Source organism: Sphingomonas sp. 1F27F7B (assembly GCF_005503355.1).
Classification (GTDB): Bacteria; Pseudomonadota; Alphaproteobacteria; order Sphingomonadales; family Sphingomonadaceae; genus Sphingomonas.
This window is the reverse complement of the sequence record NZ_SCMK01000022.1, coordinates 63,991-87,313: the sequence shown is the minus strand read 5'-3', so window position 1 is coordinate 87,313 and position 23,323 is coordinate 63,991. Positions and strand designations below refer to the sequence as shown.

Below are 23,323 nucleotides of genomic sequence, written 5' to 3'. Positions count from 1 at the left end.
CGGCGGCTTTGGCGGCGGGGGCGGCGGCAACCGCATCCTGCTCAGCGCCTATCACACCTGGGTGCTCAAGGACGAAATCCAGATCCGGCCCGGCCTGCCGGTGATCGACCGGCTGGATGGCGAGGGCTCGCAGTCGATCGCGGCGCACCGGGTGGATTTCATCGCCGGCCTCAAGCGCGACGCGCTGCTGCTGCAGCTCAACGGCAACTGGCAGAGCGGCACCCGCACCACCAGCGGCACGGCGACGATACCGGGCAGTGCCACCGAGCTGAACTTCGGCAGCCTGGCCAAGCTGAACCTGCTGGCCGAGTTCAATCCCGGTCAGGACATCGATTTCCTGCTGAAGCATCCCTGGTTCCGCGGCTCGCGGATCCAGCTTCGGGTCGACAATCTGTTCGATGCCCGCCAGCGGGTGACCGACCAGAATGGCGCGACGCCTTCGGCCTATGCGCCCAATCTGCGCGATCCCATCGGCCGCACGATCAAGGTTACGTTCCGCAAGCAGTTCTTCTGATCAAGGAATCAACGCCGCCCCAGCAGGGCGCCGGCCTCGCGGCTGGCGCGCGGCCCGGGGCGGATATTGTACTCAATAGAAACCGCCTCATATCCAGGACCGAGTCGTCCATCGAGCCCAAGGACCGGATCGAAGTCGTCAAGAAAGCTGCCGGTTCGATTACGGCTTCGCGATACCTTCGGGCATCATCGATGGCATGATCGACGGCCCGCCAATGCACAGGCAATCTGCACTGAATAGTGGTCACGCGTCGGCCACAATTCATGAGCAGCTTGAAGCTCGGAACTCATTCGGACCGGAGGGGGCGTATGTTCCGCGGCGTTACATTCGTGGTCTCTTCGATTGTCTGTTGCAGCGGAGCCGTCGCCCAGCTCGCGCCTCGGCCCGTCGCTGACCTATCCGCCGCGGAGGCCGCCGGCATCGAGAAGGGACTCGTGCCGCGGGTGATTTTGGCGGAGGACGCCGGCAAGACATATGATCTCCACGAGCGTATGGTGTTGTTCGGCGTCCCGGGCGTCAGCGCTGCCGTCTTCGACGACCATCACGTCATCTGGGCGAAGGGATACGGATCTGCCGATAGCCGACGGCTCCGACCTGTCGATGTTCACACTCGATTCCAGGCGGCTTCCATCAGCAAGCCGGTCACCGCCTTTGCGGTCATGACACTGGTCCAGTCCAAGGGGTTGGATATCGACCGCGACGTGAACGACTATCTTCGCACCTGGAAAGTACCGGAGAACGACCTGACTCGCTCCGAGAAGGTCACGATACGCCGACTATTGAGCCATACCGCCGGGCTGAATGTCGGCGGCTTCGCCGGGTATGAAAAGACCCGGACAATACCGAGCGCGGACGACGTGCTGAACGGCAAGGGCAACAGCCCGGCGCTGCGCGTGGTGACGGTGCCGGGATCGAAATATTCCTATTCCGGTGGCGGCTATGTCGTGCTGCAGAAACTGATCGAAGACCAGTCCGGCATGCCCTTCGGTCGATACCTGCAGCTCCACGTGCTGGCGCCACTGCACATGACCGATAGCACGTTTGATCCCGATCCCGAGGGGAACGTCAGTCGTGCTCATCAATTCGATGGCCAGCCTTATCCAGGCGGCTGGCACGTCTATCCCGAACTCGCTCCGGCGGGCCTTTGGACGACACCTTCCGACGTGGCGAAATTCTGCTTCGGCGTTTTGAAGGCGCTATCCGGAACGAGGGGCGCACTCATCTCCCAATCGCTTGCCGGCGAAATGATCCGGCCAAGCGGCAAACCCGAAGGCGGCAATGGCTACGGTCTCGGTTTCGAACTGCGGGGGACAGGTGCAACCGCATCATTCGGTCACGGCGGCAGCAACGCCGGCTTCAAGAGCGAACTTTTCTATTTTCCGCAGCGCCGGATTGGAGTCATCCTGATGACCAATTCGGAGAATGGCCGGGTGGTCAGGAATGAGCTGGCCCGATCCATCTCCAACAAATTCGGGTTGGGTTTGTTTCCGACACGCTCGGTCACCAGACTTCCCGTGTCTGCCGGCGAGTTGGCAGCGATAGTCGGGCGATACCGATATCCGGGGGCGGAGAACTATTTTTTCAGCGCGACGTCCGGTGCTGGCAACGAATTGGTCCTCAAGGATCTCACCACCGGAAAGACCAACCATCTGATAGCGTTCGATCGCGACAAGTTCATCGATCGCTATACGGGCGAGGAGGTCGCCGTCACCCGCGAAACGGCAACCGGAGAGATTACGGGTCTGCGGGATAATGACGGAGATGCGTTGCTGCGCATGAAGGGCTGAAGTGTAACGCTGGCTCCGGCTTCGGGCCGATAATCTGTTCGATGCCCGCCAGCGGGTGACCGACCGGAACGGCGCGACGCCTGCGGCCTATGCGCCCAGACTGCGCGATCCCATCGGCCGCCCGACTAGTGCCCCGGCGGCGTGCCGGCCTCGCGGCTGGCGCGCAGTCCGGGGCGGAAGCGGCCCTGCTGGTCCTGGTCCATGATCCGGCGATAGAGCAAGGTGATCGAGACGCGGCGATTGCGCGGATCGGCGGGGTTGTCGGCGATCAGCGGCTCGCGGTCGGCCACGCCTTCGATCCGTTCGAAGCGCATCTCGGTCACGCCGCCGGACAGGAGCCGCCTGCGCGTGGCCTCGGCGCGGCCGCTCGACAGCATCCAGTTGTTCATCGCCAGCGGATCGCCATAGCCGAGACTGTCGGTATGGCCGCGGATCATGATCGGGTTCTCCATGCCCTTGATCGAATCCGCGATGGTGCCGATCAGCGCGCTCGCCTCCGGCACCAGCGCAGTCGTGCCCAGGTTGAACATCGAATAATTGGCGTCGTCGAGCAGATCGATCCGCATCCCGTCGCGCGTCGGCACGAAGCGGACGTGATTGGCGAGCTTCGAGAGTGCCGGAGTCGCGCGCATGCGCTCGCGGATCCGCCTGGCGGTCTCGTCGAAATTCTTCTGGTCCTGCTGAGTCAGAGCGCGCTGGTCCTTCAGCGTGCCCTTGGCGCCGGTGCCGACATTGTTGCCGCCGCTGCCGCCCACCGGCACGGTGAGCGCCCGCGTGCCGGTCTGCGAAGCCTTGCCCGGATAATTGTCGCGCTGGTTGATCGCCTCGCCGCCGAACAGGCCGTTCGAGCCGGCGCTGTTCTGCTTCAGCTCGACGAGCGTCGGCGCGAAATAATCGGCCAGTGCCTTGCGCTGCTTCTCGGTGGTGGCGCCCAGGATCCAGAGCAGCAGGAAGAACGCCATCATCGCCGTCACGAAATCGGCATAGGCGACCTTCCAGGCGCCGCCGTGATGGCCGCCATGCCCCTCGACGATGATCTTCTTGACGATGATCTTCGGCTGGAGCTGATTCCCGTGAGGTGCGCGCGGAGCGGCCATGGCTTAGCGACCGCGCAGCCCGTCGAACACCTCGCCGAAGCCCGGCTGGTTGGCATGCGCGATGCTGGAGCGGGCGGCCTCGATCACCAGCGGCTGCGGATGGCCGTGGAGCGAGGCGATGATGATCTGCTTCACCACGTGATAGATCGCCGAATCGGCGTCGATCACCTGTTGCAGGCGGCCCGCCAGCGGCGCGACGATGCCGTAGGCCAGCAGCACGCCCATGAAGGTGCCGACCAGCGCCGAGCCGATCATGGCGCCCAGGATGCTGGGCGGCTTGTCGATCGAGCCCATGGTCTTCACCACGCCGAGCACCGCGGCGACGATGCCGAGCGCGGGCAGCGCGTCGCCCAGCGACTGGAGCGTCGTCTGCGGTCCCTGCACTTCATGGTGATGGGTCTTGATCGAGTTATCCATCACTTCCTCGACCGCATGCACGTCGAGCGTGCCCGACGAGACGACGACGAGGCGCAGCGTATCGGTGATCAGGTTGATCAGCGTGTGATCGGCGAGCAGGCGCGGATATTCGGCGAAGATCGCGCTCGACTTGGGATCCTCGACATGCGGCTCGAGCGCGATCGGGCCCTCGGTCCGCAGCATCTTCATCAGCTTGGAGACCAGGAAGATCGTGTCGAGATAGTCCTGCTTCTTGTACTTGGGGCCCTTCAGCACCTTGACCAGGCCGCCGCCCAGCGCCTTCAGCTCCTTCATCGAATTGCCGATGACGAGCGCGCCCATGGCGGCGCCGCCGATGATGAGCATCTCGTGCGGGATCGCCTCGAGCACGGGGCCGAGCGCGCCGCCGGTGATCGCGAAACCACCAAAGACCATCGCGAGCAGGATGACGAGGCCGATTGCCGGAAACATGTGCGCGAAGAACCCCTGTTTTGTCGTCTCGGTTAACGACCGCTTCGCCGTGATCTTCAGCGGAAAAACATGGTTAATTCGTTACCGGCGCGAATTATTTCGCCGTTTCGCTTGGGTTTTTCCGGCAAGCCGCCTAGCCGCGCAGTGCCGATGGGCGGCATCCTGCGTCGGAAGCGCCCGCGATCGCCTATTTGATATAGTCGAACAGCGAGACGCTGGTCAGCTTGGAGAAGCTGGCCTGGGTTGCCTGCAGCACGGTCAGCGTCTTCTGCAGGCTCGCTACCGCGGTGGGAATGTCGGTGTCCTCGATGCCCGAGCGCGTTGCCTCGCGGGTCTCGGCGACGCTGGTCAGCCGGTCCGCCTGGAGATCGAGCCGTGCGCCGCGCGCGCCGACCGAGGCGCGGGCGAGCGCCACCGTATTGAGCGAGGCGTTGATCCCGTCCAGTGCCGTGGCACCGGCCGTCTGGACGTCGCCGCCCGCCTTCAGCGCATCGGCGAGATTGCCGAGGACGGCGAACATGTCGGCCCCGGCGGGGCTGAACACCCGCTGGCCGCTGATCGTCGGCTGGATGCTCTCGCCGTCGCCGATCGGGATGGCCGACGGCTCGCCGGTGCCGGCGAAGCTGATCGAGCCGTCGGCATTCTTCACATAGGCGGCGTCGCCGGTCGCGCCGCCGAACAGCGGCTGGCCGCGAATGTCGTCCTTGGTGTTGGCGAGCGCGAACAGCGTGTCGCGGATCGAGCTCAGCTCCTCGCCGATCGACGCGCGATCCGACGCAGAGAGCGTGTCGTTCTTGGCCCGCGTGGCGAGCTCGAGCGCGCGCTGGAGCTGCGTCTCGACGCTGTCGAGCGTCTGGTCGGTCTGCGAGACCACGCCCTGGGCAACGGTGATGTTCGCCTTGTAGGTCGCGTCGGCGGTGGTGGCGCGCTGGATCTGCTGCAGCTTGATATAGGCCGCCGCGTCCGATGCCGCGGTGACGCCCAGCTTGGTCGTGGCGATCTGGGTCTGGGTCTTGTCGGCCGCGGCGGTGAGCTGCGTCATCAGCGACACCGGGCGGCTGTACATCTGCGAAGTGGAGATGCGCATGATCGTCTACCTGATATCGAGGATCGATTGCAGGGTCTCGCGCGCGATCTGGATCACGCGGGTCGACGCCTGATAGGCCTGTTGGAAGCGCATCAGGTCGACCGCTTCCTCGTCGATGTTCACGCCGCTCACCGAATCGCGCGCCGAGACGGCGGCGTCGCGGATCGCGCTCTGCGCGTCGGCAACGCTGTTGCGGCCCGACAGCGCCGCGCCGTTGGCGGCGGTGAGGTCGGTCACGCCCTGCTCGAAATTGCCGCTGGTGCGCAGCGTGTCGAGGCCGGCGAGGTTCGAATTGTCGCGCTGGCCCGCGCCCGCCGCCGCGGCGGCGATTCCGCGCGGATCGGTCATGACCGTGCCGAGCTGATAGGCGGGATCGCCCACCGTGAAGATCGGCTGGCCCGCATTGCCCTGCAGATCCGCGCCCGCCGCCTGGACGGCATTGACGCCCACGGCAAAGTCCCTGGCCATCTGGCTGATCTGGTCGCGGGCCGCGGCGATGCGCGCGCCGCTCTCGGCGATGCCGGCGAGCGCGCCGCCGCTCGGCGACATCGTCTGCACCTGGCCGCTGCTCTGCTTCACGGTGAAGGAGAAGGCGCCCTCGTCGTTGCTCGCCTGCGCGACCTGGGCCGCCTGCGCGCCCTCGACGAGCAGCGGGCCGGTATTGCCGCCGGCATGCACGGTGGCGCGGCCGTAAGTGTCGAAGCTCACGGTCACGTCGGTCAGCGCGCTCATCTGCTCGAGCATCTGGTCGCGCTGGTCGAGCAGCGCCGCCTGGCCGGCGGTGCCTTCATTGGCGCGGGCCAGGCCGGCATTCACCTTGGCGAGGCTGGCCGAGAGATTGTTGAGCTGGGTGACCGCGGTCTCCGCCGAAGCCTTGAGATCGGTCATCGCGCCGTCGAGCGCCTTGCCGGTGGCGCCGAAGGCGGCGGCGACGCCGGCGGCATTCTCCAGCATGGTCGCGCGCGCGGGCAGCGCGGTCGGGTCGGCCGCCACTGCCTTGGCCGAGGTGAAGAAGGCGGTCAGCTGGTCGCCCAGCTTGTTCTGGGTCAGGCTGCTGTCGATCCGCCCCAGCCAGGCGGCGCCGGCGAGCGTGCGGGCGAGGTCGGAGCTTGCGCTGCGCACCTCGGTTGCCTTGAAGGCATCGGCCGCACGGGTGACCCCGCCGACATTGGCGCCCAGGCCCGAATTGATCGCGCTGGTGTTGCCGCCGGTCGCGACGACTTCGCGGACGGTGGCGACGCGGCGCGAATAGCCCGTGGTCGCGGCATTGGCGATATTGTCCGACGTGGTGGCGAGCGCCGATTGATAGGCGCGGGCGCCGCCGGCGCCGATCGAGAGCAGGTCGGTCATTTGACGACGCCTCCTTGCGCGGCAGCCGGCGCGGTGCCCGGCTGGGCCGCCGTCTCGGTCTTGAGGTTCCTGGCCAGGAAGTCGGTCATCGCCTTGCCGATGCCGATCGGGGCGTGGGCGGCCATGCTCTGGGCGAGCTGCTGGTCCTGCATGTCGCGGAACTGCTCCTCGCCCTTGCTGTCGAACAGCCCATCGCCCAGCTTGGCCTGGCGCATCGACTTGAGCATCATGCCGGTGAAGACCGCCTCGAAGCGCTGGCCGGCGGCTTCGAGATTCTCCTTCGACGCCAGGCGCGACGTGTCGGTCGACACGCCGCCCGACGGGCTGCCGATGGGGTGAAGCGCGCCGCTCACAGGACGATCAGCTCCGCCTTGAGCGCGCCGGCTTCCTTGAGCGCCTCGAGGATGGCGACGAGGTCCGCCGGCGACGCGCCGATCGCGTTCACCGCCTTGACGACGTCCGAAAGCTTGGGGCCGGGCGCCATCAGGAACATGGGGTGCTTCTCCTCTTCCACGCCCACCGTGCTGTGCTGCTCGGTGCGGGTCTCGCCCTTGCTGAACGGCGCGGGCTGGCTGGTGCGCTGGTTCTCATCAATACGAACGGTCAGTTTACCATGCGTTACCGCGGCGGGGCTGACGCGGACAGCGGAGTTGATCACCACCGTGCCGGTGCGGGCGTTGACGATCACCTTGGCGGGCGCTTCCGCGGCCTCGACGGTGAGGTTCTCGACTTCGCTCATCAGCCCGGCGCGCACGTCGCGGCCCTCCGGCGCCTGGATGGCGATCGATACGCCGTCGATCGCGCGGGCGCGGCCGGTGCCGAAGCGCAGGTTGATCGCGTCCTGCACGCGCTGTGCCGTGGTGAAGTCGGCGCGGGCGAGGTTGAAGGTGAGGAACGGCGACTTGTCGAAGCCGGTATCGACTGCGCGCTCGACGGTGGCGCCCTCGGGAATGCGGCCCGAGCTCGGCGTGTTGACCACGATCTTCGAGCCGTCGGCACCCTCGGCGCCGAGGCCGCCCACCGCGAGGTTGCCCTGCGCCATCGCATAGATCTGGCCGTCGGCGCCCTGGAGCGGGGTGAGGATCAGCGTGCCGCCGCGCAGCGACTTGGCCTTGCCCATCGACGATACCGTGATGTCGAGCTTCTGGCCCGGCTTGGCGAAGGGGGGCAGTTCGGCGGTGATCATCACCACCGCGGCGTTCTTCAGGCCCGGTGCCACGCCCTGGGGCAATTGCAGGCCGAAACGCGACGTGACGCCCTTCATCGACTGGACGGTATATTCCAGATTGTCGTCGCCCGTGCCCGGCAGGCCGACCACGACGCCATAGCCGGTCAGCTGGTTGGTGCGGATCCCCTGGAACCCGCCCAGGTCCTTCACGCGCTGGGCATGGGCCGGCGCGGCCGCGAGGCCAAGGGAGAAAGCGGCGAGGGCGGCGAGCGCGAGGAAGCGGCGGATCATCTTTCTGCTCCGGCTTAGAAGGGGCTGATCACGGAGAAGAACCGGCTCAGCCAGCCCTGGCGGCTGGCGCGGGCGACGTCGCCCTTGCCGGTATAGGCGATGCGGGCATCGGCGACGCGAGTCGACAGGACGCGGTTGTTCGCGTCGATGTCGGCGGTGCGCACCAGGCCCTTGATCTGGACGAACTCGTCGCCCCGGTTGAGCGTCACCCGCTTCTGGCCCTGCACCAGCATGGTGCCGTTGGGATAGACCGCGGCGACGGTGACGCTGATCTCGCCCGAAAGCGCATTGGCCTGGTCGGCGGTGCCGGTGCCGCCGAAATTGCGCTTGCCGCTCACGCTGGCGTCGCTTTCCTTGAACAGCGAGAGCGCGCCGGTGGTGGGCGGGGTAAGGCCGAAACCGCCGCCGCTGTCGAGCTTGCTGCCCGCCGATTTGGAGGCGGCGGTCTTCTCGACCAGCAGGATGGTCAGCGGATCGCCGACCCGGCGCGCGCGCATGCCTTCGTAGAGCGCGGCATAGCCGTCACTCGTCTGGAAGATGCTGCCGTTGGCGGGCGGCTGGGCGGTGACCGGCGCGGGAAGCGTCGCGGAGAAATCCTCCGTCTGCTTCTTCTTGCCGATGCCCAGGAACTGCGCCTGCGCCGGCGTGGCGGTGAAGGCGAGCCCGGCGGCGATCAGCGTGCCGGCGGCGAGGCTGGTGAGGAACTTCATCGTCCGGCCTCAGATGTTCTGGTTGACATATTTGAGCATCTCGTCGGTCGCCGAGATCATCTTCGAATTCACCTCATAGGCGCGCTGGGTCTCGATCATGTCGACCAGCTCCTCGACGACGTTGACGTTCGAGCCTTCGAGCATGCCCTGGCGGATCGTCCCGCGGCCATCGATGCCGGCATTGCCGAGCGCGACCGTGCCGCTCGCCGGCGTCTCGATCAGATAATTGTCGCCGACCGCCTGGAGCCCCGCCGGATTGGGGAAGCTCGCCACCTGGATCTGGCCGATCTGGGTGAGGTCGGTCTGGTTCGGCATCTGCGCCGAGACGGTGCCGTCGCTGCCGACGGTGACCGAGATCGCGCCTTCGGGAATGGTGACGCCGGGCATCACCTGATAGCCCTCGGCGGTGACCAGCTGGCCCTCGGCCGAGCGGGAGAAATTGCCCGCACGGGTATAGCCCAGGCCGCCGCCGGGCAGCTGGATCTGGAAATAGCCATTGCCGTCGATCGCCATGTCGAGGCCGTTGCCGGTGGTCTGGAGCGAGCCCTGCGTCTCGAGCCGCTGCGTACCCTGGACGCGGACACCGGTGCCCAGGTTCAGGCCGGTCGCATATTTGGTCTCCGCCGTCGAGGCGGCGCCGGGCGCGGTGACGACCTGATAGGCGAGCGTCTCGAAGCTGGCGCGGTCTTTCTTGAACGCAGTGGTGTTCACGTTCGCCAGGTTGTTCGAGATGACCCGCATGCGCGTGTCCTGGGCGTCGAGGCCCGTGCGCGCGATGTGCAGTGCTGCCGATCCCATGTTCTAACTCCTCATCAGGACGGCATCCGCATCAGCGATGCGGTGCTCTCGTCCATGTTCTTGGCTTCCTTGAGCAGGCCCGCCTGCACTTCGTAGGCGCGCTGGTTCTCGATCATGTCGACCAGCGCCTGTGTCAGGTTCACGTTCGACTGCTCGAGCGAACCGGAAGTCACCTTGGCGTCCATGTCGTCGGGCAGCACGCCGCCGCCCTTCACATGGAGAAGATTGTCGAGCCCCTTGGCGGTCTGGCTGCCGCCGGTGCTGACCAGCTTGATCTTGTCGACGTCCTGCGGCTGGGTCGGGTCGCCGCCGCGCGGCACGATCGATAGCGTGCCGTCCTCGGAGATCGAGACCTTGTCGGCGGGCGGCACGGTGATGGGGCCCCCCGACCCCATCACCGGGAAACCGTCGCCGGTTTCCAGCACGCCCGAGGGCGCGATCCGGAGATCGCCGCGCCTCGTATAGGCTTCGGTGCCGTCGGTCGCCTGGACCGCGATCCAGGCGTCGCCGTTCACCGCGACGTCGAGCGGGTTGCCGGTCTGGACCATCGTGCCCTTCGAGCGGTCGAAGTCGTTGACTTCCTCCGCGGCGAGCTGGCGCGAGTCCAGGCCCGTACCCTGAAGGACCAGCCGGTCGAAGCTGACGCGCTCGGCGCGGAAGCCGATGGTCGAGGCGTTCGCGATGTTGTTCGCGATCGTCGCCTGCGACTGCATCTGGCTCCTGAGCCCCGACATCGCGGTGTAGACAAGCCGGTCCATGCCTTGCTCCTCCTCAGCCGATCAGATCAGCTGCGGATGTTGAAAATGGTCTGGGACATCTGGCTGGCGGTATCGAGCGCCTTGGCATTCGCCTGGAAGTTGCGCTGTGCCGCGATCAGATTGACCAGCTCCTCGGTGATGTCGACGTTCGAGCGCTCGATCGCGCCCGACATCAGCCCGCCAAACCCGTTGGTGCCCGGCTCGCCCAGGCGCGCATCGCCCGAGAAGCCGGTGGCGGCCCAGGTCGAATTGCCCAGCTGGCGCAGGCCCGCATTGTTGGTGAAGCTGGCCAGCACGACCTTGCCGAGCGCCTGGGTGTCGCCGTTCGAGAAGCTCGCGGTGACGGTGCCGTCGTCGGCGATGGTCACGCCTTCGATCTGGCCGACGGGCGAGCCGTCCTGCTTGGTCGAGTTGAGGCTGAACGGCGAGCTGACCTGGGTGGTGCCCTGAGTCAGGTCGAGCTTGAGCACCTGCTCCGACGTGGCGCCCGGCGCCAGGAAGCCCATGAAGGTGATCGGCGTGGTCGGCTCGGAGAGCTTGCCGGTGCTGTCGAACTTCAGTTCGAACTGCTTGATCGTGTTGGCGTCGTCACCCGCGTTGAGCTGCTGGTCGCCGACGAACGAATAGACTTTCCAGGTGCTGGTCGCGTCGCTGTCGGTCGGCTTGGTCTCGCGGACGAAATAGTTGGTCAGCGTCAGCGCATTGCCGTTCGCGTCATAGACGGTGGTCTGCACCGACTGGTTGTAGGTGGTCGGGTCGAAGCGGTCGAACTTGTAGCCGGCGCTCTCGAACTTCGGATTGGTCGACGGGATCGCCGAGCCGGCATTGAGGTTGAGGCCCAGCTTGACGTTCTCGGTCGCCTGGGGGGTGCCGCTGGTCTGCGGCAGGCGCAGGCTCACCGTCGAGGACAGGCCGGTCGCGACCACCGCGCCCGAGCCGTCCACCGGATAGACCTGCAGCTTGTTGCCCTGCGCGTCGACCACATAGCGATCGGCATCGACCTGGAAGCTGCCGTTGCGGGTGTACGCAACGCCATTGCCGCTCTTCTCGTCGCCCTTGACGATGAAGAAGCCGTCGCCCGAGATCGCCACGTCGAGCGCCGACGACGACTGCGTGAAGCCGCCCTGGCCGAACTGCTGGCGCACTGCCTTCACGACCACGCCCGAGCCGACCATCTGGGTCGGGTTCATATTGGCGGTCGACGCGATGACGTCGGCGAACTGGGTGGTGCTCTTCTTGAAGCCGTTGGTCTGCACGTTCGCGAGATTGTGCGAGATCGTCGACATGTCGGTCTGCGCTGCCTGCAGGCCGGAGAGCGAAGTGAAGAAGGACATTTTCCGTTACTCCGTAGGAAATGGATTCAGCCGACCTGCCAGACGGCGTCGGTGGACACGTTGCCGATGCCCGGAAGCGTGAGGACCGGCTTGCCGTCGGATCCCATCGAGACGGCGGTGACCGGCGCCCAGACCAGCGGATAGGCCTTGACGTTGCCGGTGCCGTCGGTGGCGGTGACGCTGACGTTGAACGGGCCGTTGCCGGCGGTCTCGCCCGCATCGGTCTTGCCGTCCCAGTCCCAGGCGACCGCGCCCTTGGTCTCCTTGCCCATCTCGATCGTCTTGAGCGTGTTGCCGTCCTTGTCCTTGATGGTGACGGTGACGTTGGTCGCGTCCTTGTCCAGCGCGACGGCGCCGGCGAGGCCGCCGGAGGTGCGCGGATAGGCGGTCGAGCCCTGGACCAGCACGTTCTTGCCGACATAGCCGATGGCGTCGTTGAGCGTGGTGGCGCCCAACTTGCCGGCGATCGACTTCAGCGTCGTGCTCATCTCGGTGATGCCGGAGAGCGACGAGAACTGCGCCATCTGGGCGACCATCTGGCTGTTGTCGACCGGCGCGAACGGGTCCTGGTTCTTCAGCTGCGCGGTCATCAGCGCGAGGAAGTCGGACACGCCCATGTCGGTCTTGCCGAGCCGCGACGTGTCCTTGGTGTCGAGCGTGGTGCCGCTCGTCGTGCTCTTCTTGTTGTACCGGGAGACGCCCAGTCCGGCGAGGGTGGAATCGAAGTCACTCATGATCAGCGGCCCAGCTTGAGGGTGTCGACGATGAGCTGCTTGGCAGTCTGCATCACTTCGACGTTGTTCTGGTAGTTCCGGGCGGTCTCCATCATGTCGACCAGCTCCCGGGTCTCGTCCACGGCGGCTTCCCAGACATTGCCGTCCTTGTCGGCCATCGGGTTGCCGGGATCGTAGCGCTTGGTGGGATCGGAGCCCGCGGTGACGACCTGCTCGACATCGACGGTCGACATGCCGCTCGCCTGGTCGAAGGCGGTGCGGAACACCGGCTTGATCGTGCGATAGGCGGCGTCGGCGCTCGACGCGACCGTGCCGACATTGGCCAGGTTCGACGCCGTGGTGTTCATCCGCACCAGCTGCGCGCTCATCGCGCGGCCGGAGACCTGGAAGATCGAAAGCGGTTGGTCGCCCATGCTCATTCTCCCTTCAGCGCGCGCGTGATCTGGTTGATGCGGCCGTTGAGGAACGACAGCGTCGTCTGATACGCGACGGCATTCTCCGCGAAGGCGGTCTGCTCGGTGGTCAGCTCGACGGTGTTGCCGTCGGCCGAGGGCTGGAGCGGCACGCGGTAGAGCGTGTTGGCGTCGATCGCGGTGTCGATCGAGCCGCCGGGCGTGGCGGCGCTGTTCAGTGCCGCGCGGAAATCCACGTCGCGGGCCTTGTAGCCCGGGGTCGAGGCGTTCGCGATGTTCGACGCCAGCATGCCCATGCGCTGCGAGCGCACGGCAAGCGCGGTGCCATGTACGCCGAAGAGGTTGTCATTGGGCATTGCACGTCTCCCGCACAAAAGTTCGTCGGGGCTCCTGCAACCGGCGTGCCAATTTGCCCGAGGGGGCGAAAAAACCCGCTTTCCCCTGTAGGGCGGCAAGGGGCGGCAGGTTTTTGCCGGTCTGTCGGCAGCCGGTTGCCGCCTGCCCGTCGCCGCGTTGCCGCCCTCCCGCGCAGTGGCAATTGGCCCGCCTCTTGCACCCACACGGGCATGGACATGAACGTACTGCCCGCCTTCGGGACCTTCCTCGATCCGCTTGCGCTCGTCATCGTCGGCGGGGGGACGCTGGCGGGCACCGTGCTGCGCAGTGCGTCGGGCGATCTTGCCCGCGGCGTCGCGGCGCTCGGCGTGCTGCCGCGCCGCCGCTTCGACGTGGAGCCTTTGCTGGCCCAGGTCTCGGCGCTCGGCCGGATCGCGCGGCGCCACGGCGTGATCGCGCTCGACCGCTCGAAGATCGAGGATCCGGACATTGCCGCCGCGGTCGCCGCGATCGTCGACGGCGCGGGCCCGGGCGATGTCGGGACGCTGCTCGAGCAGCGCCGCTGCGCGCGCTTCGAGCGCCAGCGCGGCGCATGGGAAGTCTGGTCGGGCGCGGCCGAGCTGGCGCCGGCCATGGGCATGGTCGGCACGCTGCTTGGCCTGGTCGGCATGTTCGCCGCGATGAAGGATCCGCAGGCGATCGGCGGTGCGATGGCCGTCGCGCTGCTCGCCACACTCTATGGCGCGCTGCTCGCCAATCTCGCGCTGCTGCCGGTCGCCGCACGCCTGAAGCGCCGCGCCCGGCACGAGGCGCAGGAGCGCCTCCGCCTCCAGCCGGCGCTTGCCGCGCTGGCCGGGATCGAGCCCGGCGCCGGCCGGATCAAGGAGATCGCGGCGTGACTGCGTTCGACGAGGACGAAGCCGCGCGCGCACCCTGGCTGATGACGCTGGCCGATCTCTCGCTGCTGCTCGTCGGCTTCTTCGTCTTCCTCCAGGCGACGCGGGTCGATCCCGCGAAGCTCGCCGCCGGCATCCGCGCCGGCTTCGGAGTCAGCGAGGCGGCACCTGCCCCCATGCCGGTCGACATCGCCACCGCCACTGGCTTCGCGCCCGGATCGGCGGTGCTGGCGGACACCGGCTCGGCGCTCGAATGGGCGCGCGGAGCGGCGCGCGACCCGCGCACGCGCCTGCGCATCACGGGAGAAGTCGACGGATCGGCGGCGGACGTCGATCCCGCCACCGGCAGCGGCCCGATCCTCGCCGCCGACCGCGCCCGCGCGGTCGCTGCCCTGCTCGTGCGCCAGCGCGCCGTCGATCCGGCGCGCATCCTGCTTTCCACCGGCCGCGGCCAGCGCCGCGCCGTCCTCGCTCTCGGTTACGAAGGAGACCGGCAATGATCCTCGCTCTCGCGCTCAGCCTCGCCGCGCAGGACTTCCAGTCCGTCGCCGCGCTCGACACAGTCGTCACGCAGTTCACCGGCAAGAATGTCGGCGAGCAGGGCGGGGCGATCGCGCCGATCGACCGGCGGCTGAAGCTCGCCCCCTGCGTCGCGCCCCAGCTCGAATGGCGCGGCGAGAATCACGACGCCGTCGTGGTGCGCTGCATGGCGCCGGCCTGGAAGATTTTCGTGCCCGTCGCCGCGGTACCCAGGCCCAAGGCCGCCGTGGAGGCGCCGATGCCTGCCAATGTCGTCGTCCGCCCCGCCGCGCCGGTGAAGGTCGAGCCGGTGATCAAGCGGGGCGACGCCGTCACGGTCGAGGCGGGGGCCGAGGGCTTCTCGATCTCGCGCCAGGGCATCGCGATGAACGACGCGCCTCCGGGCGGCCGGATCGGCATCAAGGTCGACGACAAGCAGCCGCCGATCCAGGCGATCGCGATCGAGCCCGGCCGCGCCCGCCTGCCGGGCTTTGCCGAGGGCGGCTGAATTTTTCCGTAAAGCTTCGCCCGTCGCGGCCGTTTGAAGGGCTGCAGGCACAGCGAGGATCGCAGGCAATGGTGGACTCAATCGGCACGAAGGCAGGCGCGGTCACCGACCGTCGCTCCGTGCCCGTCGAGCCGGCCGGCAAGATTGCCGCGGTCCGTCCGGTCCCGGGCGAGGCCCCGGCGGTGCGGAGCGCTGCCGCCGAGATCGCCGCGGAGCAGGCGCTGAAGCCGCCGGTCGATCTCGACCGGGTCTCGCGCATCCGCAAGGCGATCGAGGACAATAAATTCCCGATTTCTCCCTCGACGATCGCCGACCGGCTGCTCGCCTTCAAGCTCGATTGGAAGTCCCGTGAACCGTCGTGACGCGCTCATCCAGGTGATCGAATGCCTCCACGCCGAGATCGCGGCGCTGAAGGCTAACGACGTCGCGGCGCTGGAGGCGGCCACCCGCGCGAAGCTGATCGCGATCGACACGGTCGCGCTCCATGACGGCGAGGCCCCCGGCCCCGAGGTTCGCGAGCTCGCCGCCGAGGCGCACAAGCTCAACGAGACCTGCCGCATCTATGTGAACCTGATGGCGGCAAATGTTCGCCGCCGCCTGCAAATCCTTTCCGGCCAGCAGGCCCCCGCCTACAAGGCCGCCGGGTACGCGCTGGCTTAAGGCGCGGCACCGGCCCGCTCCCCCACCCGGCCTCCCAACGGCGGTATTATGTGGGAGGCCGGGTGGGGGAGCGGGCCGGTGCGGCTCCCCAAAAGAGGCGCCTGACTAATCCTCGTTAACCAGAACTGGCACGGTCCTTGCTGCGATAGCCCCGAATAAGGGCAATCCGGATCGGGACTCGATGAGCGTTACTTCGGTCAGCACCAGGGCCAGCGTCCAGACGGCGATCGCCGCGGCGAGCCGTAAGACCGGCATCGACTTCAACTATCTGCTCGGCCAGGCCCAGGTGGAAAGCGGCCTGCGCGCCGATGCGCGCGCCGGCACCTCCTCGGCCACCGGCCTCTATCAGTTCATCGAGCAGAGCTGGCTCGGCGTGGTGAAGCAGCATGGCGCCGAGCATGGCCTTTCCTGGGCGGCGGATTCGATCCGGCAGACCGGCAACGGCCGCTATGTCGTCAGCGATCCGGCGGCGCGCAGCGCGATCCTCAATCTCCGCCGCGATCCGCAGACCGCCGCGATCATGGCGGCCGAGCATGCCGCGGACAACAAGGCGGCGCTCGAGGATTCGCTCGGCCGCCCGGCCACCGGCACCGATCTCTACATGGCGCATTTCCTCGGCCTGGGCGGCGCCGACAAGTTCCTGAGCGCGATGGCCGACAGCCCCGGCCGCGCCGGCGCCTCGCTGTTCCCCGCCGCCGCGCGCACCAATCGCAGCGTCTTCTACGCGTCGAACGGCCAGCCGCGCACGCTCTCGGAGATCTATGCCCGCTTCGCCGGCAAGCTCGATCAGGGCGCGGCCGCGGGCGGCGCTGCCGGCATCGCCGCGGACGGGCTCGACGCCGGGTTCGACGCCGGCTTCGACGCTGCCGCGCGCGCCTGGAGCGCGGGCGACAATGAAGTCGTGCTCGGCAACGGCGCGGTCGATCGGGATCGCCACTGGGTGCAGAACACGCTGGCGCAGCTCAACGTCTCGCAGGGCGCGCCGGGCGATCCGCTCGGCCGCCGCATCGATCCGCTCCGGCCGACGCCGGAAAATGCCCGCCTCGCCTATCTCATGCTCGCGAATCTGGGAGCGTAACTCTCCGTGTCCGCAATCTCGCTTCCCGCAGGCGCCGCCCCTGCCCTGAAGAGCTTCGCGCTGCCCGGCGCGATCCTGCTGCTCGTCGCGCTGATGGTGGTGCCGATCCCGGCCTTCCTGCTCGACGCCTTCTTCATCCTCAACATCATGATCAGCCTCGCGGTGCTGATGGTGGCGCTGAACGCGCAGAAGCCGCTCGACTTCTCCGCCTTCCCCACCGTGCTGCTGTTCGCGACCCTGTTCCGCCTGGGCCTCAACGTCGCCTCGACGCGCGTCGTGCTGGTGCACGGCCATGAGGGGGAGAGCGCCGCCGGCCATGTGATCGAGGCGTTCGGCACCTTCATGATCGGCGGCGACTATGTCGTCGGCCTGGTCGTGTTCGCCGTCATCGTGATCATCAACATGATCGTGGTCACCAAGGGTGCCGGCCGCGTCTCGGAAGTCAGCGCGCGCTTCACGCTCGATGCGCTGCCCGGCAAGCAGATGGCGATCGACGCCGATCTCAACGCCGGCCTGATCACGCCGGACGACGCCAGGAAGCGCCGCGAGGAAGTGTCGACCGAAGCCGATTTCTACGGCGCGATGGACGGCTCCTCCAAATTCGTGAAGGGCGATGCCATCGCCGGCCTGCTGATCCTCGCGATCAACGTGATCGGCGGCCTGATCCTCGGCGTGGCCAGCCACCAGATGGCAGTGGGCGAAGCGGCCTCCACCTATGTCCTGCTCGCGATCGGCGACGCGCTGGTCGCGCAGGTGCCGGCGCTGCTGCTTTCGATCGCCGCTGCGGCCATCGTCACCCGCGTCAAGTCGAGCGACGATCTGGCCGGCCAGATCGGCACCCAGTTCGCCAGCCACAAGACCTGGATGCCGGTCGCCGTCATCCTCGGCCTGCTCGGCCTGCTCCCCGGCATGCCGCATTTCCTGATGCTGCCCGCCGCCGCCGCCGCCGGCTTTGCGGCCTGGCGCCTGCGCAAGGCGGCCAACCGCCCGAAGCCGGTCGCCGCGCCGCCGGCCGAGCCGGCGGATCTCTCCAAGATCGGCTGGGACGAAGTCACCGACAACATGCAGGTGATGCTCGACATCGGCTATGGCCTGGTGCCGCTGGTCGACGAGCGCCGCGGCGGGCCGCTGATGGGCCGCATCACCGGGGTGCGCCGCCAGCTCTCCAAGGAACTCGGCTTCGTCGTGCCCCAGGTGCGGGTGCGCGACGACATCAACCTGGCGCCCTTCACCTATCGCATCGTCATCGGCGGCGTGGTCGTGGCCGAGGACAATGTCTCGCCTGACGAAGTGCTGGCGATCGACACCGGCCAGGCCTCGGGCCGCCTCGACGGCAAGCCGGTCAAGGATCCGACCTTCGGCCTGGATGCGATGTGGATCGCCCAGGGCGATTCCGATGCCGCCACCGGCCTCGGCTATCTGGTCGTCGATCCGGGCACCGTCGTCGCCACCCATCTCAATCAATGCCTGATCCAGAACGCGTCGGACCTGCTCGGCCCGGACGAAGTCCAGGCGCTGCTCGACGGGCTCAAGGAACGCTCGGCGCAGCTGGTCGCCGCGCTCTGCCCGGCGCCGGTGCCGCTCACCACCCTCACCCAGGTGCTGCGCGGCCTGCTCGCCGAGAGCATCCCGCTCAAGGAATTCCGTCGCATCGCCGCCGCCATTGCCGTGGCCGCCCAGCGGACCCTCGACGCCGACGAGCTGATGGAGCTGATCCGCCCGGAGCTCGGCCCGCTGATCATCCAGCGCCTGTGCGGCGTGCGCGAGCCGCTGCGGGTGATGACGCTCGAAGGCCAGCTCGAGGCGCTGCTCGGCCAGGCGGTCCGTTCGGATCCGTCCAAGCGCCACACGATCGAGCCCGATCTCGGCCGCCGCATCGCCGAGGCCTTGCAGCGCGCCGCCCAGCCGCTGATCGCCGAGGCCAAGCCCTTCGCACTCGTCGTCCAGCCTTCGATCCGCGTCGCGATCCGCAAGCTGGTCAGGACGGTCCTTCCCGACACGCCGGTGATGAGCTTCTTCGAAGTGCCCGAGGACAAGGCCGTCGAAGTCGTCGCCGTGATCGGTGCGCCGGAGGCGCTGCCCGCATGAACGCCTTCACTCCGGGGAAACTCGACGCCATGGCTTCGCTGGCCCTCTCGCCCCTGACCTACACGCCCACGCCGCCGCGGCGCGACCCCGAGGCGCTGGTGCGCCGGCACCTGCCGCTGGTGCGCCGGATAGCGTGGCACATCCATGGCTCGATGAGCTCGCTCGTCGAAGTGGAGGACCTGATCCAGGTCGGGCTGGTCGCGCTGATCGAAGCGGCGGCCGGGTTCGAGGACCGGGGACAGGTGACCTTCGAGCAATATCTCGCCACGCGGCTGCGCGGGGCGATGATCGACGAGCTGCGCCGCCAGGCGACCACCACGCGCGGCGCGATGCGCCGGCGCAAGGCCTATCAGGAAGCGATATCGGTGCTGACCAACGAACTGGGCCGCGCGCCCGACGACGAGCAGGTCGCCGCCCGGCTGGGCGTGACGCCGGAAAAGCTGCGCACCGACTATGCCAATGCCGAGGCGGTGCGCTTCGATTCGATCGACGACGCCTATTCGGACGAAAGCCCCTGGTTCATGTCCGACGAGCCCAGCGCCTTCGACCGGCTGGCGGAGAGCGACCAGCGCGAAGCGCTGATCGCCGCGATCGCCGAGCTTCCGGAGCGCGAGCAGCAGGTGATCCAGCTCTATTATGTCGAGGAACTGAACCTCGAGGAGATCGGCCAGGTGCTGGGGGTGGGTGCCGCGCGCATCTGCCAGATCAAGGCATCGGCGCATGCGAGGCTGAAAAGAGGGCTGGCCCGCCGGCTCGGCTAGGTTGGGAACCCAAACAAGTATCTGATTTTCCTTCGTCATCCCCGCCTGCGCGGGTATGACGATTGAAGGAATATGAGTTCTCAACCTAGCGCTTCCGCACGAACTCGGCGCGCAGGACCAGGCCCTTGATGCCGTCGAACTTGCAGTCGATCTCCTGGCTGTCGCCGGTGAGGCGGATCGACTTGATCAGCGTGCCGCGTTTGAGCGTCTGCCCCGCACCCTTCACGGTCAGGTCCTTGATCAACGTCACCTGGTCGCCGTCCTGAAGCAGGTTGCCAACCGAATCGCGCACCTCGACCGCATCCGCCGCGTCGGCCTTCGCGCCGGCCTCGGCGGCGGGGATCCATTCCCCGCTCGCCTCGTCATAGACATAGTCCTCGCCGCCGCTCATCCGAACGCCCGTGCGATCAGGTCGTTGGTAGACGCGTCGAAGTCCTGGCCGCCGGCATCCGCGGCCTTCGCCATTTCCTTGCCGAGCTCGACACCGAACTGGTCAAACGCGTTGATACCGAGCAGCACGGCGTTCACGAAGGTGCGCTGCTCGTAGAAGGCCAGGACGGCGCCCAATGTGCGCGGATCGATCCGGTCGAGCAGCAGCGTGGCCGAGGGCCGGTCGCCCGGATAGGCCCGCGCCGGATCGTCGTTCGCGCGGCCGGCCATCAGCGCCGCGCCCTGGGCGAACATGTTGAGCAGCAGCTGGCGGTGATGCTCCTCGGCAAGCCCGTCGCCCGGCTCGATCGCGCCGATGAACTCCAGCGGCACCAGGCGCGTGCCCTGGTGGAGCAGCTGGAACACCGCATGCTGGGCATCGGTGCCGACGCCGCCCCAGGTGATCGGCGCGGTCGGCCAGGAAACCGGCTGCCCCTCCGCAGTGACGCGCTTGCCGTTCGATTCCATCTCGAGCTGCTGGAGGTAGCTCGGCAGCAGGCGGAGCCGCTCGTCATAGGCAAAGGTGGCGCGCGTCTCGCAACCGCGGACCTGCGTGTAATAGAGGTCGGCAAAGGCAGCCAGCACCGGCGCGTTCGCCTCGAACGGGGCGAGGCGGAAATGCCGGTCCATCTCGGCGGCGCCTTCGAGCAGTTCCTCGAACGCGTCCCAGCCCAGCGCCAGCGCGGCGGGGAAGCCGATCGACGACCACAGCGAATAGCGCCCGCCGACCGATTCGGCGAAGGGCAGCACGCGGGTCTCGTCGATGCCGAACGCAATCGCCCTTTCGGGCGCCGCGGTGAGCGCGACGAGCCTGCCATAGGGATCGGCGACGCCGCCCTGCATCAGCCAGGAGATCGCGCTCTCGGCATTGAGCATCGTCTCGGTGGTGGTGAAGGTCTTGGAAGCGATGGCGATCAGCGTGGTCTGCGGATCGAAGCGGTCGAGCGCCGTCTCCAGCGCGACGCCGTCGACATTCGAGACGACCGCGACTTCATAGCGGTCCGCGTCGCGGCCGAGCGCGTCGACGAGCACGTCCGGGCCCAGGGCCGAGCCGCCGATGCCGATGTGGAGGATCGAGCGGATGGGACCGAAGGCCTCGGCCTCGATCGCGTCGATCAGCGCGCGCATGCGGGCGTGATAGGCCTGGGCGCGGGCGACGCTCTCGGGCGAGCCCTCGCCGCGCTCGGCGGTATGCTCGACGGCGCGGCCTTCGGTGACGTTGACCTTCTCGCCGGCGAACAGCGCATCGCGCTTGGCGACCAGGCCCATCTCTGCCGCGATCCGGGTGAAGGCGGCGACGAGATCGGCAGTGAGGTGCGTCTTCGACCAGTCGAAGCGGATACCGGCGACATCGGCGGAGAAGGTGGCGACCCGGCGCGAATCGTGGGCGAAGAGCTCGGCGAGCGTCGGGACTTCGAGCGACTTGACGGCGGACCAGTCGGGCAATGCCATGTTCATCTCCTTTGCGGCAATCGAGCCCCTATCGTCCCGGGATCGCCGCCGCCACTCCATTCATCGGCTTGACCTCACCGCCCGCCCCAAGCAGAGCAGGTATCCATGGAAAACACGTCCGCCGATTCCCTGAACGAGAAGCCCGCCGCCGCGGCCACAGCCACGGAGGAGAAGCCCAAGAACGAGTGGAAGGACCTTGGCGTCTTCCTCGTCAAGCTGGCGCTGATCGTCTTCGTGGTGCGAAGCTTCATCTTCTCGCCCTTCTCGATCCCGTCCGAATCGATGCTGCCGCGGCTGCTGATCGGCGACTATCTGTTCATCACCAAATGGAATTACGGCTATTCCCGGCACTCGCTGCCCTGGAGCGTGCCGCTGATCCCGGGCCGCATCTTCGGCGGCACGCCCAATCGCGGCGACGTCGTCGTGTTCAAGGCCCCGGGCCATAATGGCGAGGACTGGATCAAGCGCGTCATCGGCCTGCCGGGCGACAGCGTGCAGATGGTCAACGGGCAGCTCATCCTGAACGGCCAGAAGATCCCGAAGCAGCAGATCGCCAATTTCACCGTCCCGATCTCGCCCAACTATCCGGTCGCGGGGCCCGAGAACGACTATCACGGCTGCAAGACCGATTTCGTCAAGACCGACGACAAGGGTGTGCTGGTCTGCAGCGTGCCGCAGTTCCGCGAGACGCTGCCGGGCGGCAAGACCTATGGCGTCCTCGACCAGGCCATGCTCCAGCAGGACAATACTCCGGTCTATCACGTGCCCCAGGGCCATGTGTTCCTGATGGGCGACAATCGCGACAACTCGACCGACAGCCGCTTCGACGCGCCGCCCCCGGGCGCCACGCCGGAAGAAGCCGCGCATTACGGCATCTCCTATGTCCCGCTCGAGAATCTCGAGGGCAAGGCAGTGGTCAATTTCTGGTCGACCGACGGCAGCGCCAACTGGTTCCTGCCCTGGACCTGGTTCACCGCGGCGCGCTGGAGCCGGATCGGGGAAGGCTTTTGAGCGCTCCCGATCTGGGGGAGTGGATCGTCAGGACCTTCGGCCAGCGCCCTTCCGACCTGGCCCCGTATCAGCGTGCGCTGACGCATGGCAGCCAGGCGGCCGAGAATTACGAGCGGCTGGAGTTCCTGGGCGACAGGGTGCTCGGCCTCGCCATCGCCGAATGGCTGTACGAACGCTTCGCCGGCGAGCCCGAGGGCGCGCTTTCCCGCCGCCTAAACGCACTGGTGACCGGGCCGATGTGCGCCAATGTGGCGCGCGAAGTCGGCGTGCCGCCGTTGCTCCGCCTCGGCAAGCAGGCGCGCGGCGACGGCGCGGCGGACAGCGACAACGTGCTGGGCGACGCGATGGAGGCGCTGATCGGCGCGCTCTATCTCGAGTTCGGCTTTGCGCCGGCGCGCGATTTCGTCCGCAAGGCCTGGGCGAAGCACATCGACGCGCATGCCAGCGCTCCCCGGCACCCCAAGTCGGCGCTGCAGGAATGGGCCGCCGCGAACAACCGCCGTCCGCCCGAATATGAAGTGACCGATCGCTCGGGGCCCAACCACGCGCCGCGCTTCACCGTGAAGGTGTCGATCGGCAGCTTCGCCGAGGCCGAGGCGCTGGGCACCAGCAAGCAGGATGCCGAGACCGCGGCCGCGGCGGCATTGCTCGCGAAGCTCAAGGCTTGATCCCCGCCC

The 23,323-nt window shown here is 67.6% G+C and carries 26 protein-coding genes and 1 pseudogene; 12 read left to right on the top strand and 15 right to left on the bottom strand.

Going from position 1 to position 23,323, the window contains the following annotated elements; translation table 11 throughout:
- Together FFS08_RS18335 and FFS08_RS18330 are read left to right on the top strand one after the other, a co-directional pair.
- Positions 1–514 (top strand): annotated as a pseudogene (locus FFS08_RS18335) (TonB-dependent receptor); the annotation flags it as partial.
- Positions 515–822: 308 nt separating this feature from the next.
- A complete protein-coding gene (locus FFS08_RS18330) occupies positions 823–2,301 on the top strand; it encodes a serine hydrolase domain-containing protein (RefSeq protein WP_171012689.1) in 1,479 nt (492 codons plus the stop codon).
- Positions 2,302–2,426: 125 nt separating this feature from the next.
- Here FFS08_RS18330 and FFS08_RS18325 read toward each other — a convergent pair whose 3' ends face one another.
- The 13 genes from FFS08_RS18325 to flgB all read right to left on the bottom strand — a co-directional run bounded on the left by FFS08_RS18325 (position 2,427) and on the right by flgB (position 13,264).
- A complete protein-coding gene (locus FFS08_RS18325) occupies positions 2,427–3,398 on the bottom strand; it encodes a flagellar motor protein MotB (protein WP_137863639.1) in 972 nt (323 codons plus the stop codon).
- Positions 3,399–3,401: 3 nt separating this feature from the next.
- Positions 3,402–4,265, bottom strand: coding sequence for a flagellar motor stator protein MotA (gene motA, locus FFS08_RS18320; RefSeq protein ID WP_137863640.1), 864 nt, complete (start codon positions 4,263–4,265; stop codon positions 3,402–3,404).
- Between the two features lie 187 nt (positions 4,266–4,452).
- The gene (locus tag FFS08_RS18315) at positions 4,453–5,352 is read right to left on the bottom strand and encodes a flagellin N-terminal helical domain-containing protein (RefSeq protein WP_137863641.1); all 900 of its coding nucleotides are present in this window, start codon (positions 5,350–5,352) and stop codon (positions 4,453–4,455) included.
- Between the two features lie 6 nt (positions 5,353–5,358).
- Positions 5,359–6,702 carry a flagellar hook-associated protein FlgK gene (gene flgK, locus FFS08_RS18310; protein WP_137863642.1) on the bottom strand — a complete coding sequence of 448 codons (1,344 nt, stop codon included), beginning with the start codon at positions 6,700–6,702 and terminating at the stop codon, positions 5,359–5,361.
- The gene (locus tag FFS08_RS18305) at positions 6,699–7,055 is read right to left on the bottom strand and encodes a rod-binding protein (protein ID WP_137863643.1); all 357 of its coding nucleotides are present in this window, start codon (positions 7,053–7,055) and stop codon (positions 6,699–6,701) included. Before FFS08_RS18305 ends, flgK begins: the two co-directional genes overlap by 4 nt.
- On the bottom strand, positions 7,052–8,161 hold the full coding sequence (locus FFS08_RS18300; protein WP_137863644.1) for a flagellar basal body P-ring protein FlgI: 1,110 nt from the start codon (positions 8,159–8,161) through the stop codon (positions 7,052–7,054). The genes FFS08_RS18305 and FFS08_RS18300 overlap by 4 nt, the downstream gene beginning before the upstream one ends.
- A 14-nt stretch (positions 8,162–8,175) precedes the next feature.
- Complete coding sequence (locus tag FFS08_RS18295; protein WP_137863645.1) at positions 8,176–8,871, bottom strand: flagellar basal body L-ring protein FlgH; 696 nt, start codon at positions 8,869–8,871, stop codon at positions 8,176–8,178.
- Positions 8,872–8,880: 9 nt separating this feature from the next.
- Positions 8,881–9,669, bottom strand: a complete 789-nt coding sequence (flgG, locus tag FFS08_RS18290; RefSeq protein WP_137863646.1) for a flagellar basal-body rod protein FlgG — start codon at positions 9,667–9,669, stop codon at positions 8,881–8,883.
- Between the two features lie 14 nt (positions 9,670–9,683).
- Complete coding sequence (flgF, locus tag FFS08_RS18285) at positions 9,684–10,427, bottom strand: flagellar basal-body rod protein FlgF (protein WP_137863647.1); 744 nt, start codon at positions 10,425–10,427, stop codon at positions 9,684–9,686.
- Positions 10,428–10,453: 26 nt separating this feature from the next.
- Positions 10,454–11,761 (bottom strand): flagellar hook protein FlgE, encoded by a 1,308-nt coding sequence (locus FFS08_RS18280; RefSeq protein ID WP_137863648.1) that lies wholly within the window; start codon positions 11,759–11,761, stop codon positions 10,454–10,456.
- Positions 11,762–11,787: 26 nt separating this feature from the next.
- Positions 11,788–12,495 carry a flagellar hook assembly protein FlgD gene (locus FFS08_RS18275; protein WP_331483372.1) on the bottom strand — a complete coding sequence of 236 codons (708 nt, stop codon included), beginning with the start codon at positions 12,493–12,495 and terminating at the stop codon, positions 11,788–11,790.
- A 2-nt stretch (positions 12,496–12,497) separates the two neighbouring features.
- Positions 12,498–12,908, bottom strand: a complete 411-nt coding sequence (gene flgC, locus FFS08_RS18270; RefSeq protein WP_137863650.1) for a flagellar basal body rod protein FlgC — start codon at positions 12,906–12,908, stop codon at positions 12,498–12,500.
- A 2-nt stretch (positions 12,909–12,910) separates the two neighbouring features.
- Positions 12,911–13,264 (bottom strand): flagellar basal body rod protein FlgB, encoded by a 354-nt coding sequence (gene flgB, locus FFS08_RS18265; RefSeq protein ID WP_137863651.1) that lies wholly within the window; start codon positions 13,262–13,264, stop codon positions 12,911–12,913.
- A gap of 216 nt (positions 13,265–13,480) precedes the next feature.
- On the opposite strand from flgB, the gene FFS08_RS18260 reads away from it, so the two are divergent.
- From FFS08_RS18260 to FFS08_RS18225, 8 genes are all read left to right on the top strand, one after another.
- Positions 13,481–14,143, top strand: coding sequence for a motility protein A (locus FFS08_RS18260; protein WP_137863652.1), 663 nt, complete (start codon positions 13,481–13,483; stop codon positions 14,141–14,143).
- The gene (locus FFS08_RS18255; protein ID WP_249341165.1) at positions 14,140–14,640 is read left to right on the top strand and encodes a flagellar motor protein MotB; all 501 of its coding nucleotides are present in this window, start codon (positions 14,140–14,142) and stop codon (positions 14,638–14,640) included. Before FFS08_RS18260 ends, FFS08_RS18255 begins: the two co-directional genes overlap by 4 nt.
- Positions 14,637–15,167, top strand: a complete 531-nt coding sequence (locus tag FFS08_RS18250; RefSeq protein WP_137863653.1) for a flagella basal body P-ring formation protein FlgA — start codon at positions 14,637–14,639, stop codon at positions 15,165–15,167. Before FFS08_RS18255 ends, FFS08_RS18250 begins: the two co-directional genes overlap by 4 nt.
- Positions 15,168–15,235: 68 nt before the next feature.
- The gene (locus tag FFS08_RS18245) at positions 15,236–15,529 is read left to right on the top strand and encodes a flagellar biosynthesis anti-sigma factor FlgM (RefSeq protein ID WP_137863654.1); all 294 of its coding nucleotides are present in this window, start codon (positions 15,236–15,238) and stop codon (positions 15,527–15,529) included.
- The gene (locus tag FFS08_RS18240) at positions 15,516–15,827 is read left to right on the top strand and encodes a flagellar protein FlgN (protein WP_137863655.1); all 312 of its coding nucleotides are present in this window, start codon (positions 15,516–15,518) and stop codon (positions 15,825–15,827) included. Before FFS08_RS18245 ends, FFS08_RS18240 begins: the two co-directional genes overlap by 14 nt.
- A 181-nt stretch (positions 15,828–16,008) precedes the next feature.
- The gene (locus FFS08_RS18235) at positions 16,009–16,905 is read left to right on the top strand and encodes a lytic transglycosylase domain-containing protein (protein ID WP_137863656.1); all 897 of its coding nucleotides are present in this window, start codon (positions 16,009–16,011) and stop codon (positions 16,903–16,905) included.
- Positions 16,906–16,911: 6 nt separating this feature from the next.
- Positions 16,912–18,993: a flagellar biosynthesis protein FlhA gene (gene flhA / locus FFS08_RS18230; protein WP_283214635.1), complete on the top strand. Its 2,082-nt coding sequence runs from the start codon at positions 16,912–16,914 to the stop codon at positions 18,991–18,993.
- Positions 18,990–19,754 (top strand): sigma-70 family RNA polymerase sigma factor, encoded by a 765-nt coding sequence (locus FFS08_RS18225; protein ID WP_249341166.1) that lies wholly within the window; start codon positions 18,990–18,992, stop codon positions 19,752–19,754. Before flhA ends, FFS08_RS18225 begins: the two co-directional genes overlap by 4 nt.
- Before the next feature lie 85 nt (positions 19,755–19,839).
- Here the strand turns inward: FFS08_RS18225 and FFS08_RS18220 are convergent, their stop codons facing one another.
- Together FFS08_RS18220 and pgi are read right to left on the bottom strand one after the other, a co-directional pair.
- On the bottom strand, positions 19,840–20,145 hold the full coding sequence (locus tag FFS08_RS18220; protein ID WP_137863657.1) for an alkylphosphonate utilization protein: 306 nt from the start codon (positions 20,143–20,145) through the stop codon (positions 19,840–19,842).
- Entirely contained in the window at positions 20,142–21,635 is a 1,494-nt protein-coding gene (gene pgi / locus FFS08_RS18215) for a glucose-6-phosphate isomerase (RefSeq protein ID WP_249341167.1), read from the bottom strand. The genes FFS08_RS18220 and pgi overlap by 4 nt, the downstream gene beginning before the upstream one ends.
- A gap of 105 nt (positions 21,636–21,740) precedes the next feature.
- Between pgi and lepB the strand changes: the two genes are divergently transcribed.
- Together lepB and rnc are read left to right on the top strand one after the other, a co-directional pair.
- Entirely contained in the window at positions 21,741–22,646 is a 906-nt protein-coding gene (lepB, locus tag FFS08_RS18210; protein ID WP_137863659.1) for a signal peptidase I, read from the top strand.
- Positions 22,643–23,314, top strand: coding sequence for a ribonuclease III (gene rnc, locus FFS08_RS18205; RefSeq protein ID WP_249341168.1), 672 nt, complete (start codon positions 22,643–22,645; stop codon positions 23,312–23,314). Before lepB ends, rnc begins: the two co-directional genes overlap by 4 nt.
- Positions 23,315–23,323: the final 9 nt, after the last annotated feature.

Coding starts and splice junctions, on each gene's coding strand:
- FFS08_RS18330 (WP_171012689.1), top strand. CDS start 823: ATGTTCCGCGGCGTTACATTCGTGGTCTCTTCGATTGTCTGTTGCAGC.
- FFS08_RS18325 (WP_137863639.1), bottom strand. CDS start 3,398: ATGGCCGCTCCGCGCGCACCTCACGGGAATCAGCTCCAGCCGAAGATC.
- motA (WP_137863640.1), bottom strand. CDS start 4,265: ATGTTTCCGGCAATCGGCCTCGTCATCCTGCTCGCGATGGTCTTTGGT.
- FFS08_RS18315 (WP_137863641.1), bottom strand. CDS start 5,352: ATGCGCATCTCCACTTCGCAGATGTACAGCCGCCCGGTGTCGCTGATG.
- flgK (WP_137863642.1), bottom strand. CDS start 6,702: ATGACCGACCTGCTCTCGATCGGCGCCGGCGGCGCCCGCGCCTATCAA.
- FFS08_RS18300 (WP_137863644.1), bottom strand. CDS start 8,161: ATGATCCGCCGCTTCCTCGCGCTCGCCGCCCTCGCCGCTTTCTCCCTT.
- FFS08_RS18295 (WP_137863645.1), bottom strand. CDS start 8,871: ATGAAGTTCCTCACCAGCCTCGCCGCCGGCACGCTGATCGCCGCCGGG.
- flgG (WP_137863646.1), bottom strand. CDS start 9,669: ATGGGATCGGCAGCACTGCACATCGCGCGCACGGGCCTCGACGCCCAG.
- flgF (WP_137863647.1), bottom strand. CDS start 10,427: ATGGACCGGCTTGTCTACACCGCGATGTCGGGGCTCAGGAGCCAGATG.
- FFS08_RS18280 (WP_137863648.1), bottom strand. CDS start 11,761: ATGTCCTTCTTCACTTCGCTCTCCGGCCTGCAGGCAGCGCAGACCGAC.
- FFS08_RS18275 (WP_331483372.1), bottom strand. CDS start 12,495: ATGAGTGACTTCGATTCCACCCTCGCCGGACTGGGCGTCTCCCGGTAC.
- flgC (WP_137863650.1), bottom strand. CDS start 12,908: ATGGGCGACCAACCGCTTTCGATCTTCCAGGTCTCCGGCCGCGCGATG.
- flgB (WP_137863651.1), bottom strand. CDS start 13,264: ATGCCCAATGACAACCTCTTCGGCGTACATGGCACCGCGCTTGCCGTG.
- FFS08_RS18260 (WP_137863652.1), top strand. CDS start 13,481: ATGAACGTACTGCCCGCCTTCGGGACCTTCCTCGATCCGCTTGCGCTC.
- FFS08_RS18250 (WP_137863653.1), top strand. CDS start 14,637: ATGATCCTCGCTCTCGCGCTCAGCCTCGCCGCGCAGGACTTCCAGTCC.
- FFS08_RS18245 (WP_137863654.1), top strand. CDS start 15,236: ATGGTGGACTCAATCGGCACGAAGGCAGGCGCGGTCACCGACCGTCGC.
- FFS08_RS18235 (WP_137863656.1), top strand. CDS start 16,009: ATGAGCGTTACTTCGGTCAGCACCAGGGCCAGCGTCCAGACGGCGATC.
- FFS08_RS18225 (WP_249341166.1), top strand. CDS start 18,990: ATGAACGCCTTCACTCCGGGGAAACTCGACGCCATGGCTTCGCTGGCC.
- FFS08_RS18220 (WP_137863657.1), bottom strand. CDS start 20,145: ATGAGCGGCGGCGAGGACTATGTCTATGACGAGGCGAGCGGGGAATGG.
- pgi (WP_249341167.1), bottom strand. CDS start 21,635: ATGGCATTGCCCGACTGGTCCGCCGTCAAGTCGCTCGAAGTCCCGACG.
- lepB (WP_137863659.1), top strand. CDS start 21,741: ATGGAAAACACGTCCGCCGATTCCCTGAACGAGAAGCCCGCCGCCGCG.